Here is a 13294-nt window from a genome sequence, read left to right as displayed (position 1 = left end):
AGGCTGCTCGGCCGGGTCTCGCAACACCTGGACCCACGGGTGGAGCCGGGGGTGGAGATCCGCCGCGTTCCCGGTCTCCACCCCCGGCCCGCCGAGGGACCGCACTCCGCCGGTGCCTACCGGCTCAGCCGCTGGAACCGCCGTACCGCCAGCGGCAGGAAGACCGCCGTCAGGATCACCGGCCACACGACCGCCATCAGCAGCGCGTGCTGCTCGACCCAGGTGTCGCCGGCGCCGACCGGGGTGCCGAACAGGTCGCGGGCGGCCGCCGACGTGGAGGAGATCGGGTTCCAGGCGGCCAGCCAGCCCAGCCAGTCGGGCATGAGCTGCGGGGCGACGAAGATGCTGGAGATCATCGTCAGCGGGAACGCCACCGCGAACAGGCCGCCCGCCGCCTCCGGGTTGGGGACGAGCAGGCCCAGCCACACGCCGATCCAGATCAGCGCGAACCGCAGCCACAGCAGCAGCCCGAACGCGGCGACGAAGCCCCAGCCGCCGTCCGGACGCCAGCCCATGGCCATCGCCGTCAGCATCATGATGGCCAACTCGGCGCAGGCGGCCAGCAGGTCGGTGACGCCGCGTCCGGCCACCACCGCGGAGGAGGCCATCGGCATGGAGCGGAAGCGGTCGATGACGCCCTTGGTGGAGTCGTGGACGACGAGCGTCGCGGTGTTGATGAAGCCGAACGCCATGGTCATCACGAACATGCCCGGCATCAGGAAGTCCTTGTAGTCCCCGCCGCCCGGCACCGTCATCGCGCTGCCGAAGACGTAGCCGTACAGGAGGACGGAGATGATCGGGAAGCCCAGCTGCCAGGCGATGTTGACGGGCTGGCGCTGGTAGTGGAGCAGGCCGCGGCGGACGAGGTTGCCGCAGTCGGCGAGCAGCCAGTACAGCCGCCCGCGACCGCCGGTCTCCCCAGTCGTCAGGTCGAGGGCGCTCATGCCGCCACCGTCTCCTTCTCCGCACGGTCAGTGCGGTCCGAGCGATCCGAGCGATCTGTGTGATCCGAGCGGTGCCCGGTCAGGCGCAGGAACACGTCGTCGAGGCTCGGCCTGCGCAGCCCGATGTCCTCCACGGCGACGCCCTCGTCCTGGAGGGTGCGCGCCACCTCCGTCAGCGCGGACACCCGGTCGGCGACCGGGGCGTGCACGCGCAGCGTCTCCTCGTCGGCCTCGGGCTCGCCCTCGCAGACCCGGGCGACCACCTTCACGGCCCGTGCCAGGTCGGCCCGTTCGGCGACCACGACCTCGACGCGGTCGCCGCCGACCAGGTTCTTCAGGCCGTCCGGGGTGTCGTCGGCGATGGACCGGCCCTGGTCGATGACGGTGATGCGGGAGGCCAGCTTGTCGGCCTCCTCCAGGTACTGCGTGGTCAGCAGCACGGTCGTGCCGTCCGCCACCAGGGCCCGCACCGATTCCCAGACCTCGCCCCGGCTGCGGGGATCGAGGCCGGTCGTCGGCTCGTCCAGGAACAGGACGGCCGGGGCGAGGATCATCGACGCGGCGAGGTCCAGGCGGCGCCGCATGCCGCCGCTGTACTTGCCGACTCCCCGGTCGGCGGCGTCGGTCAGGTCGAACTGGTCCAGCAGCTCGACGGCGCGGGCTCGGGCCCGGCGGCCGCCGAGGTGGAACAGGCGCCCGAACATCTCCAGGTTCTGCCGGCCGGTGAGCACCTCGTCCAGCGCCGCGTACTGGCCGGTCAGGCCGATCCGGGCGCGCACCTCGCGCGGCTGCCGGACGACGTCGAGGCCGGCCACCTCGGCCCGGCCCCCGTCCAGCCGGAGCAGCGTGGACAGGATGCGTACCGCCGTGGTCTTGCCCGCGCCGTTCGGCCCGAGCAGGCCGTGCACGGTGCCCTCGCGGACGGCCAGGTCGAAGCCGTCGAGGGCGTACTTGTCGCCGTAGCGCTTCTCCAGGCCCTCGGCGCGAACCGCGTGTCCGTCGCTCATGGGTCCCCCTCTCACTCGCCAACTGGGTACACCGTACCCGATTACGCGTACGCCGTACCCAGTTTTTTTCCGCAGCCCTAGACTGACCCCATGGCGAGTGGCACGGAGACCAGCGGCAGCGGCGACATCGCCCGCACCCTCGAACTGTTGTGGGACACCGGCCCGCGCCCCAGCCGGGGGCCCAAGCCCGGCCTGACGCTGGAGCGGATCGTGGAGGCCGCCGTCGAGGTCGCGGACCGGGAGGGGCTCGGCGCCGTCTCGATGCGCCGCATCGCCACCGAGCTGGGCACCGGCACGATGTCCCTCTACCGCTACGTCCCCGGCAAGAGCGAGCTGCTCGACCTGATGCTGGACCGTGTGCAGCGCCCCTCGGAGAACCCCGCCGACCTCGGCGACGGCGACTGGCGCTCGGCGCTGCACGCCCTCGGACACGCCACGCTCGCCCTCTACCGCCGCCACACCTGGCTGCTGGAGGTCAACAATTCCCGCCCGATCCTCGGCCCGGGCGCTATGGACGGCATGGAGAAGGTGCTCACCCGGATCAAGCCGATGGGGCTGACCGACCCCGAGCTGCTGTCGGCCATCCTCCTGGTCGACGGGTACGTCATCGGGGCCGCCCGCACCCAGGTCTACGCGGAGGAGGCCGAGCGCACTTCGGGGCTCACCGACGCGCAGTTCTGGGCGGCGCAGGAACCCATGATGGTGAAGGCCATGACCAGCGGGCGCTACCCCGTCCTCGCCGGGCTGTCGGAGGACACCTTCGGCCCCGGCTTCGACCACTTCGAGTTCGGTCTTCAGCGCATCCTGGACGGTCTCGAGGTCTTCGTGGCCGCCCGGAGCGCGGCACCGGTCCCCGCCGCGGACACCGACTCCGACTGCTCAGCGCCGCCGGAACAGCCGTCGTAGTCCGAACAGCGCGAGGCACGCGACGACCAGCCCGGCCGCCCCGACCTTGAGCGTGTCCCCGCCGGGGACGCCGGAGTCGGGGTCACCCCCGCCAGAGGCGTCCGAACCGCCCCCGCCCGAGGAGCCGGCGCCGGGCGCGTCCTGGGCCCGGACGGGGCTGCTCGCGCCCTCCATGCCCAGCAGCAGCTTCGCGCCGTCGGTGGTGTAGGTGACGGACTCGCCCTGCCCGAGGGGCACGCTGATCCGGTCCTTGCGCTGGATCCTCCCGCCGTTCCAGTCGTACCAGATGCCCCCGAGGTAGCCGCGCACGGCGAGCGACTTCCCGTCCGGGGAGAACGCGGCGTCGGTGGCCCACAGGTCGACGGGCACGGTGGGCCTGAAGACGTTGGTGCCGGAGGCGGAGAGCTTCGCCGGGCCCTCGTAGAGGTGCCCGCCGTCCTCGTTCTTGTCGATGAGGTAGACCCGGCCGGTCTTCGGGTGCACGGCCATCGACTCCGCGTCCCGGGCGCCGTCCTCGTACTTGACGACGTACTGGGTCGCCTTGACGGTCTGGTCCTTCAGTTCCTTCGGCTCGGGCAGCTCGTAGATCCACACGTACGGCCAGGTGCCGCCGAGGTTGTCGCCGATGTCGCCGACGAAGATCCTGTTGCCCGGCCCGACCGCGATCGCCTCGACGTCGCGGGGCTTGCCGACGCCGGAGAGGGCGACGCGGGCGACGGTCTCGCCCGTGGCGCCGTCGACGGCGTACAGGTAGGGCCCGTTGTCCTGGTCGTTGTGCGTCCAGTAGACGCCCGGGTGGAGGCGGGAGGCGGCGAGGCCGCTGGACTCGGTGATGCGCGGGTCCTTGATCGTGAACCCGTCGCTCCCGGGGACGCCGTCGGCTGCGGAGGCGGGCACGGCGAACGCGCCCACGAGGAGGGCCGCGGCGAGGAGGGCGAGGGGTCGGCGCATGCGCCAAGCCTGCCATCCCGCGCGGGCGTTCACGCGGACGGTCACCCTGGGTGGCCGGGCTCACACCCCGGGGTGGCCGGGCTCACGTCGCGCCGGCCGGACCGATCGTCCATGATGAGCGGATGCTCAGGTTCATGTTCGTCGGTGACTCCATGACGATCGGAAGCGCCGGCGAACACACGTGGCGCTACCGGCTGTGGCAGCACCTGTGCGACACGTACGGCCGCCCCTTCACCTGCGTCGGCCCGCGCGAGACGCTGCACGACCAGGTGACGGACGCCCCCACCTCGTACGCCTACGCCGAACCCGCCTTCCCCCGCGCCCATCTGGCCGGCTGGGGCGAGGGCTGGCACCACATGACGCCGCTGATCGCCGAGACGGTACGGGAGTACCGCGCGGACGTGCTCCTGGTCTCCCTGGGCCTGATCGACCTCGGCTTCTACACGAACGCGGAGCAGACCGCCGACAACGTCCGCGCCTTCGTCGCCGAGGCCCGCTCGGCCAACCCTCGTGTGCGCGTGGCCGTGATGCCGGTGCTGCACAACATCCGGGTGGACACCGACCCCGCCTTCGCCGGGCAGGTCCACCGCTTCAACGAACTCCTCGCCAAGACCGTCGCCGACCTCGACGAACCGCGCTCCTCCCTGCTGCTCGTCCCGCCGCCCGCGGAGTACGAGTTCCACGCGGACACGTACGACGGCACCCACCCGAACGAGAGCGGCGAGCACCGGATCGCGGCGGCGTTCGCCGAGGCGATGGACGAGGGGTGGGGTCTCGGCGGGCCCTACTCCGCCGCCGCGTAGTCCACCGCGTAGACCGCCGCGGTCACCCGGCCCCACCCCCTACCGGGGTATCACTGCCGATCTGGCTCCGCAGGGTGACGCCGCGCCCCCGACCCGCACATAGGCTGGCGCCCATGACCTCAGTCGAGGAGGGTCGCCCTCGTGCGCTGCTCGCGGGGGCTTCGCGGCGGTGGGTGCGGCTGCTGCCGTGGGCCGTGGCGTTCGTGCTGTCCGTCGCCCTGCTGCCCACCACCATCGTGGTCCTCACCGCCGACTACGGTCTGGGCGGCGGCCTCGCGAGCGCGCTGGCCGTCGCACAGGCGGCGCCGCTGCTGCTCGCCGTCGTACGCCCGCTGCGGGCCTGGTACGTGGTCTTCGCCGCGGACGTGGCCGGGGCGCTGGCCCTGCTCACCGTCGACTTCGAAGCGCGCCTCTTGTGGCCGTTCCCGCCCATGGGGATCGTCGGGTACATCGGCCTCTGCCTCGCCCTGGGCCTGCGCGAGCGGCGCCGGACGCTGCTGCTGGTGTGGCTGGCGACGGCGGCGGCCAACGTCGGCCTGGGCTTCGCGGCGCCCCACGGCTTCGGCGCCAAGGGCCTGTTGCTCACCATCCTCGGGGGCGTCGCGCTCCTGCTGGGCGGTGTGCTGCGCGAGCGGCAGGAGGTGCAGCGCAGGCTGGCCGAGCAGGAGACGATCAGCGAGGCCGAGCGGGGACGGCGGACGCTCCTGGAGGAACGTGCCCGCATCGCGCGCGAGCTGCACGACGTGGTGGCGCACCACATGTCCGTCATCACGGTGCAGGCGGACACCGCGGAGTACCGCCTCGCGGCGCTGCCGCCGGACGTGCGGGAGGAGTTCACGTCCATCGCGGCGACCGCCCGGGAGTCGCTCGGCGAGATGCGACGGCTCCTCGGCGTGCTGCGCAACGAGGAGGCGCACGGCGAGCTGGTGCCCCAGCCGGGTCTCCCGCAGATCGCGCAGCTGGTGGAGGCGACCGCGAGGACGGTCGGACCGGTGGAGTTCACCCCCTGCGACGCCGAAGTGCCGGAGGCGGTGGGCCTCTCGGCGTACCGGATCGTCCAGGAGGCCCTCGCGAACGTCGTACGGCACGCGCCGGGCGCCGCGACGCGGGTGTCGCTGTCGGTGCCGGAGCCGGTCGCGGACGGCGGTGACCGGCTCACCGTCCTGGTCGTCAACGGGCCGCCGCCGAAGCCGCCCGCCGCGCCGCTCGAGGCGGGCGGCACCGGGCACGGCCTGGTCGGCATGCGCGAACGGGTCCGGATCATCGGCGGCACCCTCGATGTGGGGCCGCTGCCGGACGGCGGGTTCCGGATCGCCGCCCAACTCCCCCTGACTGAAGAGGACTTCACATGACCACGCGCGTCGTGATCGTCGACGACCAGGCCATGGTGCGGGCCGGTTTCGCCGCACTGCTGGCCGCGCAGGCCGACATCGACGTGGTGGGTGAGGCGCCCGACGGCGCGCAGGGCGTCGAGCTGAGCCGGCGCACCCGGCCCGACGTCGTGCTGATGGACGTCCGCATGCCCGAGATGGACGGCCTGGAGGCCGCACGCCGCCTCCTGTCGCCCCCGCCGGGCGTGACCCACCGGCCGCGCGTCCTGATGCTGACCACCTTCGACGTCGACGACTACGTGTACGAGGCGCTGCGGGCGGGCGCGAGCGGCTTCCTGCTGAAGGACGCGCCGCCCGCCGACCTCATCGCGGCGGTACGCGTCGTGGCCTCGGGCGACGCGCTGCTCGCCCCCTCGGTGACGCGCCGCCTGATCGCGGACTTCGCCCGGCAGCGCCCCGCCGCCCGGGGCAAGCCCGCGCTGCGCCTGAAGGCCCTCACGGAACGCGAGACCGAGGTCCTCACCCTGGTGGCCCGCGGCCGTTCCAACACGGAGATCGCCCAGACGCTGGTCCTGGCCGAGCAGACCGTGAAGACCCATGTGAGCCGCGTCCTCACCAAGCTCGACCTGCGCGACCGCGCCCAGGCGGTCGTCTTCGCCTACGAGTCGGGGCTGGTGGCGCCGGGCGAGTGACCCCGCCGGTCCCGGTCCCCCGCCTCGCCCCTCCTCCGCCACCCCCTACCCCAGTAGCACCCCCACATTGGCTCCCCGGTATGACGCCCGGGGCGCAGCCGAAGCCGCACTCTCCATCCCGTCGGAACAGTGGACGGACGAGGGAGAGAAGGACCATGAGGCTACGCGGCGGCAAGCGGCGGAAAGCGGACGACCGGCCGGAGGCTCCGGCCGAGGGGACGCCCGGTCTCGCCGTCGAACTACGCGGTGTCCGGCGGGAGTACGGGCGGGGCGCGGGCACCGTGCACGCGCTCGGGGGCATCGACCTCGCCCTCCCGCGCGCCACCTTCACCGCGGTCATGGGGCCGTCCGGGTCCGGCAAGTCCACCTTCCTCCAGTGCGCCGCCGGCCTGGACCGGCCGTCGGCGGGTTCCGTGCGCCTCGGCGGTACGGAGATCACCGGCATGAGCGAGAACGAGCTGACCGAGCTGCGCCGCAGCCGCCTCGGCTTCGTCTTCCAGGCGTTCAACCTGCTGCCGTCGCTGACCGTGGAGCAGAACGTCCTGCTCCCCCTGCGCCTCGCCGGGCAGCGCCGGGACCGGAGCCGCGCGGCCGCCGTGCTCGCCCAGGTCGGGCTGGCCGACAAGGCCCGGCGCCGGCCCGGTGAACTCTCCGGCGGCCAGCAGCAGCGCGTGGCCGTCGCCCGCGCCCTGGTCACCACCCCGGACGTGGTCTTCGCCGACGAGCCCACCGGCGCCCTCGACACCGGCACCGCCACCGAGGTCCTCGGCCTGCTCCGGCACGCGGTGGACGCCCTCGGTGCCACCGTCGTCATGGTCACCCACGACCCGGTCGCGGCCGCCTGGGCCGACCGCGTGCTCTTCCTCGCCGACGGCAGGTTCGCCGACAGCCTGGAGCGCGGTTCGGCGGAACGGATCGCGGCACGCATGACCACGCTCACCGCCCGGTCCGGGCGGGCGGACGTGATGGCGGGGGTGGCGGCATGAGGAGCCTCGCCCCGAACGGCCTGGCGCGCGCGGCCGTGCGCTTCAAACCCGCCTCGTTCGCGGGCACGTTCGTCGCGCTGATGATGTCGGCGCTGATCGTCACGGCCTGCGGCGTCCTGCTGGAGAGCGGCGTCCGCGCCTCGGTGCCGGCCGAGCGGTACGCGAACGCCCCGGTGGTCGCGGCGGCCGACCAGTCCGCGCGCCTCGTCGCCGACACCATCGACGGCCCGGAGGAGAGCGCGTTCCCGCTGCCGGACACCGCCCGCGTGGACGCGGGGCTCGCCGCGAAGGCCGCCCGGGCGCCGGGGGTCGCGTCCGCGGTGCCGGACTTCACCTTCCCGGTGCGGCAGGGTGCGGGCCCCGGCGGCGCGGGGCTCACCGGCCACGGCTGGGGCTCGCACGCCTTCACCGGCACCTCGTTGACCGAGGGCGCCGCACCCGGCGCGGGCGAGGTGGTGCTCGACGCCGCCGCGGCCCGTGCCGCGAAGGCCGGCGTGGGCGACTCCGTCGCGCTCGAAACGGCCGCCGGACGCGCCGGCTTCCGGGTCTCCGGGCTGGCCGAGGCCGGGCCGGGCGACACCGCGGGGACCGGCGCGAGGGCCGGTGGCGGTGCCACCGCCTGGTTCGCCGACACCGAGGCACCCGTGCTGGCCGGACACCCCGGCAAGGCCGACGCCATCGCCGTACTCGCCGAGGACGGCACCGGCCCGGACGCCCTCGCCGCGGCCGTCGGCAAGGCCCTGGCCGGCTCCGACGCGCTGGTCCGCACCGGCGACGACCGGGGCGAGGTCGAGGACCACGGCCTGGCGTACGCCAAGGAGACCCTCACCGGACTCGGCGGCTCCTTCGGCGGCGTCGCCACCCTGGTCGCCGTCTTCACCGCGGCCGGGACCGTCGCCCTCTCCGTCGGCCAGCGCGGCCGCGAGTTCGCGCTGCTGCGCGCCGTCGGCGCCACCCCGCGGCAGATCCGCCGCGCGGTCGCCACCGAGGCACTGCTCGTCGCGCCGCTCGCCGGGCTGCTCGGCTGCCTGCCGGGGATCGCGCTGGCGAACTGGTGGTTCGGGCAGTTGAAGGACCGCGGGGCGATTCCGGAGGCGGTCGAGCTGCACGTCTCGTGGCTCCCGCCGGCCGCCGCCGTCGGTGCCGGGCTGCTCACGGCGCTCGGCGCGGGCTGGGCGGCCGGGCGCAGGCCCGCGAGGATCAAGCCGGGGCAGGCACTCGCCGAGGCCTCGGTGGAGCGGCTGCGGCCGGGCGTCGTCCGTACCGTCCTCGGGCTGGGCGCCCTGGCCGGCGCGGCGGTCCTGGCGGGCGTCGCCGCCTCCGCCGCCGGTGGCGACGCCGCCAACGCCTCCTTGGGCGTCATCATGCTCTTCATGCTGGCCGTCGCCCTGCTCGGCCCGGTGGTGGCCCGGCTGTGCGCCGCGCTCTTCGGCCTGCTGCTGCGCGGCGGCGGCGCGCCGGCCGCGCTGGCCGCCGCCAACTCCCGCACCAACGCCCGCCGGCTGGCGTCCGCGCTCACCCCGATCGTGATGGCGATGGCCTTCGCCTCGACGCTGGTCTTCATGCACACGAGCGAGAGCCGCACCGCCGAGGACCAGCTCCGCGCCGGCCTCACCGCCGACCACGTCGTCACCGATCCGGCGGGGCTGCCCGCCGACGCCGCCGGCCGGGCCGCCCTCGCCCCCGGCGTCGAGGCGGCGGTGGGCCTGCTGGACACCCAGGTGCTGGTCCCCGTCCGGGGCGGCGGCGAGACGTCGCTCCAGGCGTCGGCGGCCCAGGGCATCTCGGGCTCCGGCGCCCAGCTCGCCGAGGTGCAGGACCTCGACGTGCGCAGCGGCAGCCTGGACCGCGTGGGTGCGGGCCGGATCGCGGTCGACAGGACGCTCGCCGACGCGGCGGACGTGGAGGTCGGCGACGCACTGCCGCTCTACCTCCCCGACGGCACCCGGGCCCGCCCGGAAGTCGTCGCGGTCTACGGCCGCGGCCTGGGCCTGGCCGCGGTGACCATGGACCGCGCCTCCCTGGCCGGCCACGTCACCTCGGTCTTCGACAGCACGCTGCTGGTGAGCGGCGGCGAGGCCGGCGACCTCGCCGCCCTCGGGGAGGTCACCGACGCCTCGGGCTACGCCCTCGCACGGAACGTCGAGCGTGAACTCGGCGCCTGGGCCAACTACATGATGGCCGCCGTCCTGGGCGGCTTCGCCGCCGTCGCCGCCGTCAACACCCTGGTGATGACGGTCCTCGACCGGCGCCGCGAACTGACCGCGCTCCGCCTCGTCGGCTCCACCCGCCGCCAGGTGCTGCGCATGCTCCGCTGGGAGTCCCTGCTGGTGTCGGTGGCGGGCGTGGCCCTGGGCACCGCGATCGCCATGATCACGCTGACCCCGATGATGCGCGGCCTGACGGGCGAGTCCCCGCACGTCCCGCCGCTGCTGTACGCCACGTTCGCGGCGGTCGTGGTGGCCCTGGGCCTGCTCTCCGTGACGTTCCCCGCCCGGGCGGTGCTGCGCGACCGGGACGGCTGAGATCACTTGCCTGGAGCGCACTCCAGGTCGTTGGCTGGAGACCATGGAGTACACGCAGCTGGGACGCACAGGACTCAAGGTCAGCAGGCTCGTCCTCGGGACCATGAACTTCGGTCCGCAGACCGACGAGGCCGACAGCCACGCCATCATGGACGCGGCGCTGGACGCCGGTCTGAATTTCTTCGACACCGCCAACGTGTACGGCTGGGGCGAGAACAAGGGCCGTACCGAGGAGATCATCGGCAACTGGTTCGCGAAGGGCGGCGACCGGCGCGACCGGACCGTCCTCGCCACCAAGGTGTACGGCAACATGGCCGCCGACGGCGAGGCGTGGCCCAACCACGACAAGCTGTCCGCGGTGAACATCCGGCGGGCGGTCGACGCCAGCCTCAAGCGGCTGCGCACGGACCACATCGACCTGTACCAGTTCCACCACGTCGACCGCGCCACCGGCTTCGACGAGATCTGGCAGGCGATCGACGTCCTGGTCCAGCAGGGCAAGGTGCTGTACGCGGGGTCGTCGAACTTCCCCGGGTACAAGATCGCCCAGGCCAACGAGACCGCCGCCCGGCGCGGCGGCACCATCGGCCTGGTCAGCGAGCAGTGCCTGTACAACCTGGCCGAGCGCCGGGCCGAGATGGAGGTGATCCCGGCCGCGCAGGAGTACGGCCTCGGGGTCATCCCCTGGTCGCCGCTGCACGGCGGGCTGCTCGGCGGCGTGCTCAAGAAGGAGGTGCAGGGCGGACGGCGGGCCTCGGGGCGGGCCGCCGACACCCTGGCCGACCCGGCGGGCCGGGCGCGGATCCAGGCCTACGAGGACCTGCTCGACAAGCACGGCGTCGCACCCGGCGAGGCCGCCCTGGCCTGGCTGCTGACCCGGCCCGGCGTGACCGGCCCGATCGTGGGTCCGCGCACCGCCGAGCAGCTCGACTCGGCGCTGCGCGCCGTCGAGCTGGAGCTGTCGGACGAGCTGCTGGCCGGTCTTGACGAGATCTTCCCGGGTCCGGGGCCGTCCCCGGAGGCGTTCGCCTGGTAGCGGGGTGAGCGGGGCGGCGGCCGGTCAGCCCAGCGCCGCCGCCACCGCCACCACCACGAGCATCAGCACGAGTACACCGGCCATGATCCGGTTACGGGTCTTCGGGTCCACGCCTGTGAGCCTAACCGGAGGCACCGAGCGGACTGCGGCCGACCGCCTCGTAGCGGGGCTGCTCCCCCGGCACGCCGGACTTCGGCAGCCGGCTGCGGACCAGGACCAGCTCCGTCACGGTCCAGGCCGGACCGGTGAAGCCGTCCAGCACCGCGAGGTGGGGCCGCACGTCGTGCGCCGCACGGCTGCGGGCCAGTGTCAGGTGGGGCTTGTAACGCCGGTGCTCCCCCGGCGCGACGCCCGCCTTGCGCCCCGCCGACTCCGCCCGCTCGGCGAGCAGCCGCAGCGTCGCGAGGTCACCCTCCGCCCCCACCCACAGGGCCCGCCCGTGCCCGAAGTGCCCGCCGCCGCGTAGCGCCAGCCCGAAGGGTTCGGTACGGTGCGCGGCCCGCGCCAGCCGCTCCGACAGCTCCGGCACGAGAGCGTCGTCCACTTCCCCGTAGAACGCGAGCGTGAAGTGCCACCCGGGCCGCCCGGTCCACCGCAGCCCGTCCGCCCCGGGCAGCCTCCGCAGCCCGTCCACCTCGACGGCGAGGGCGGCGGTGACGTCCTCGGGGGGAAGCACGGCGGCGAAGAGTCTCATGGGCCACAGTCTGCAACGACTTCCCCGCGACTGACCCGGACGCCGGTTACGCCGCCGGCGCCAGCGCCTCCCGCCGCTCCCGCGGCACGAACCGCACCTGCGGGTGCCCCCGGTGCCAGCCGACCGAGAGGCGCAGGTTGCCCACGCGGGCCAGGACCAGGCCGATGACGACCGCGGCGGTGGCGGCCACCGCGCCGCCCGCGGCGAAGCCCACCCGGGCGCCGTAGGTGTCGGTGACCCAGCCGACGATCGGGGCGCCGACCGGGGAGCCGCCGAGGAAGACCATCATGTACAGGGCCATGACGCGGCCCCGCATGGCCGGGTCGGTGGACATCTGGATGCTGGTGTTGGCGGTGACGTTGACCGTCATGCTGAAGACACCGATGGGGATCATGAGCAGGGCGAAGAGCCACAGCCCCGGTGCCGTCGCCGCCACGATCTCCAGGGCGCCGAAGGCCACCGCCGCCGCGATCAGGACCCGCAGCCGGGCCGTGCCGCGCCGGGCGGCGAGCAGGGCGCCGGCCAGGGAGCCGACGGCCATGAGGGTGTTGAAGAGGCTGTAGGCCCCGGCGCCCGCGTCGAAGACGTCGTCGGCGAAGGCGGACAGGAAGACCGGGAAGTTGAAGCCGAAGGTGCCGATGAACCCGACCAGCGTGATGGTCCAGATCAGCTCGGGTCGTCCGGCGACGTAGTGCAGGCCCTCGCGCAGCTGTCCCTTGCCGCGCGGGGCGCGCTGGACGGCGTGCAGGTCGCGGGCGCGCATCAGCAGCAGGCAGCTGAGCGGCGCGACGAAGGAGAGGCCGTTGGCGAGGAACGCCCAGCCGGTGCCCACTCCGGTGATCATGAGGCCGGCGACGGCGGGGCCGACCAGCCGGGCGGACTGGAAGTTGGCCGAGTTGAGGCTGACCGCGTTCTGGAGCTGGTCCCGGCCGACCAGCTCGGAGACGAAGGACTGCCGCGCCGGGTTGTCGACCACGGTCGCCAGGCCCATCGCGAAGGCGGCGACGTACACGTGCCAGACCTGGACGTGGCCGGTCAGGGTGAGGACGGCGAGGAAGAGCGCGGTGACGGCCATCGCGGACTGGGTGACCAGCAGCGTGGGGCGCTTGCGCAGGCGGTCGACGAGGACCCCGCCGTAGAGGCCGAAGAGGAGCATCGGCAGGAACTGGAGGGCCGTCGTGATGCCCACGGCCGCCGAGGAGCCGGTGAGGCTGAGCACCAGCCAGTCCTGGGCGATGCGCTGCATCCAGGTGCCGATGTTGGAGACGACCTGGCCCATGAAGAACAGGCGGTAGTTCCTGACCTTCAGGGAGGCGAACATCGAGGTCCGGGACGTGCGGGGGGTGTCGGGGGCGGTCGGGTCGTCGTGGCCGTCAGGTGCGGGGGCGGAAGCTGCTCCGGATCCCGTACTCAAAAGGG

The 13294-nt window shown here is 73.9% G+C and carries 12 protein-coding genes; 7 read left to right on the top strand and 5 right to left on the bottom strand.

All coding sequences use genetic code 11. The features are described 5' to 3' along the window. Positions 1-116: 116 nt before the first annotated feature. Positions 117-944 (bottom strand): ABC transporter permease, encoded by an 828-nt coding sequence (locus tag ACGF3J_RS12775; protein ID WP_161331333.1) that lies wholly within the window; start codon positions 942-944, stop codon positions 117-119. Continuing rightward, positions 941-1951: an ATP-binding cassette domain-containing protein gene (locus ACGF3J_RS12770; protein ID WP_161331334.1), complete on the bottom strand. Its 1011-nt coding sequence runs from the start codon at positions 1949-1951 to the stop codon at positions 941-943. Before ACGF3J_RS12770 ends, ACGF3J_RS12775 begins: the two co-directional genes overlap by 4 nt. Positions 1952-2041: 90 nt before the next feature. Between ACGF3J_RS12770 and ACGF3J_RS12765 the strand changes: the two genes are divergently transcribed. Continuing rightward, the gene (locus tag ACGF3J_RS12765; RefSeq protein WP_161331335.1) at positions 2042-2857 is read left to right on the top strand and encodes a TetR/AcrR family transcriptional regulator; all 816 of its coding nucleotides are present in this window, start codon (positions 2042-2044) and stop codon (positions 2855-2857) included. On the opposite strand, the gene ACGF3J_RS12760 is transcribed toward ACGF3J_RS12765, so the two are convergent. Beyond that, positions 2831-3808, bottom strand: a complete 978-nt coding sequence (locus ACGF3J_RS12760; protein ID WP_393854112.1) for a WD40 repeat domain-containing protein — start codon at positions 3806-3808, stop codon at positions 2831-2833. The genes ACGF3J_RS12765 and ACGF3J_RS12760 overlap by 27 nt on opposite strands. A 122-nt stretch (positions 3809-3930) precedes the next feature. On the opposite strand from ACGF3J_RS12760, the gene ACGF3J_RS12755 reads away from it, so the two are divergent. The 6 genes from ACGF3J_RS12755 to ACGF3J_RS12730 all read left to right on the top strand — a co-directional run bounded on the left by ACGF3J_RS12755 (position 3931) and on the right by ACGF3J_RS12730 (position 11181). Beyond that, complete coding sequence (locus tag ACGF3J_RS12755; protein ID WP_161331337.1) at positions 3931-4611, top strand: GDSL-type esterase/lipase family protein; 681 nt, start codon at positions 3931-3933, stop codon at positions 4609-4611. A 113-nt stretch (positions 4612-4724) separates the two neighbouring features. Further along, positions 4725-5963, top strand: a complete 1239-nt coding sequence (locus ACGF3J_RS12750; protein ID WP_161331338.1) for a sensor histidine kinase — start codon at positions 4725-4727, stop codon at positions 5961-5963. Further along, positions 5960-6634, top strand: a complete 675-nt coding sequence (locus tag ACGF3J_RS12745; RefSeq protein WP_161331339.1) for a response regulator transcription factor — start codon at positions 5960-5962, stop codon at positions 6632-6634. Before ACGF3J_RS12750 ends, ACGF3J_RS12745 begins: the two co-directional genes overlap by 4 nt. A gap of 155 nt (positions 6635-6789) precedes the next feature. Beyond that, positions 6790-7620, top strand: coding sequence for an ABC transporter ATP-binding protein (locus ACGF3J_RS12740; RefSeq protein WP_161331340.1), 831 nt, complete (start codon positions 6790-6792; stop codon positions 7618-7620). Then, positions 7617-10145, top strand: a complete 2529-nt coding sequence (locus ACGF3J_RS12735; protein WP_393854111.1) for an ABC transporter permease — start codon at positions 7617-7619, stop codon at positions 10143-10145. Before ACGF3J_RS12740 ends, ACGF3J_RS12735 begins: the two co-directional genes overlap by 4 nt. A 43-nt stretch (positions 10146-10188) precedes the next feature. After that, entirely contained in the window at positions 10189-11181 is a 993-nt protein-coding gene (locus tag ACGF3J_RS12730; protein WP_161331941.1) for an aldo/keto reductase, read from the top strand. 121 nt (positions 11182-11302) lie between these two features. Here ACGF3J_RS12730 and thpR read toward each other — a convergent pair whose 3' ends face one another. Next, positions 11303-11875: an RNA 2',3'-cyclic phosphodiesterase gene (thpR, locus tag ACGF3J_RS12725; protein WP_161331940.1), complete on the bottom strand. Its 573-nt coding sequence runs from the start codon at positions 11873-11875 to the stop codon at positions 11303-11305. A 46-nt stretch (positions 11876-11921) separates the two neighbouring features. Continuing rightward, on the bottom strand, positions 11922-13289 hold the full coding sequence (locus tag ACGF3J_RS12720; RefSeq protein ID WP_161331939.1) for an MFS transporter: 1368 nt from the start codon (positions 13287-13289) through the stop codon (positions 11922-11924). Between the last annotated feature and the right edge of the window lie 5 nt (positions 13290-13294).

Origin of the sequence: Streptomyces sp. NPDC048171, assembly GCF_043202655.1 — a bacterium.
GTDB lineage: Bacteria > Actinomycetota > Actinomycetes > Streptomycetales > Streptomycetaceae > Streptomyces.
This window is presented reverse-complemented; position numbering and strand designations above follow the sequence as displayed.

What these genes read in the sequence shown, in the direction of transcription:
- ACGF3J_RS12745 (WP_161331339.1), top strand. Translation starts at nt 5,960, where the DNA reads ATGACCACGCGCGTCGTGATCGTCGACGACCAGGCCATGGTGCGGGCC.
- ACGF3J_RS12765 (WP_161331335.1), top strand. Translation starts at nt 2,042, where the DNA reads ATGGCGAGTGGCACGGAGACCAGCGGCAGCGGCGACATCGCCCGCACC.
- ACGF3J_RS12740 (WP_161331340.1), top strand. Translation starts at nt 6,790, where the DNA reads ATGAGGCTACGCGGCGGCAAGCGGCGGAAAGCGGACGACCGGCCGGAG.
- ACGF3J_RS12750 (WP_161331338.1), top strand. Translation starts at nt 4,725, where the DNA reads ATGACCTCAGTCGAGGAGGGTCGCCCTCGTGCGCTGCTCGCGGGGGCT.
- ACGF3J_RS12735 (WP_393854111.1), top strand. Translation starts at nt 7,617, where the DNA reads ATGAGGAGCCTCGCCCCGAACGGCCTGGCGCGCGCGGCCGTGCGCTTC.
- thpR (WP_161331940.1), bottom strand. Translation starts at nt 11,875, where the DNA reads ATGAGACTCTTCGCCGCCGTGCTTCCCCCCGAGGACGTCACCGCCGCC.
- ACGF3J_RS12730 (WP_161331941.1), top strand. Translation starts at nt 10,189, where the DNA reads ATGGAGTACACGCAGCTGGGACGCACAGGACTCAAGGTCAGCAGGCTC.
- ACGF3J_RS12770 (WP_161331334.1), bottom strand. Translation starts at nt 1,951, where the DNA reads ATGAGCGACGGACACGCGGTTCGCGCCGAGGGCCTGGAGAAGCGCTAC.
- ACGF3J_RS12775 (WP_161331333.1), bottom strand. Translation starts at nt 944, where the DNA reads ATGAGCGCCCTCGACCTGACGACTGGGGAGACCGGCGGTCGCGGGCGG.
- ACGF3J_RS12760 (WP_393854112.1), bottom strand. Translation starts at nt 3,808, where the DNA reads ATGCGCCGACCCCTCGCCCTCCTCGCCGCGGCCCTCCTCGTGGGCGCG.
- ACGF3J_RS12755 (WP_161331337.1), top strand. Translation starts at nt 3,931, where the DNA reads ATGCTCAGGTTCATGTTCGTCGGTGACTCCATGACGATCGGAAGCGCC.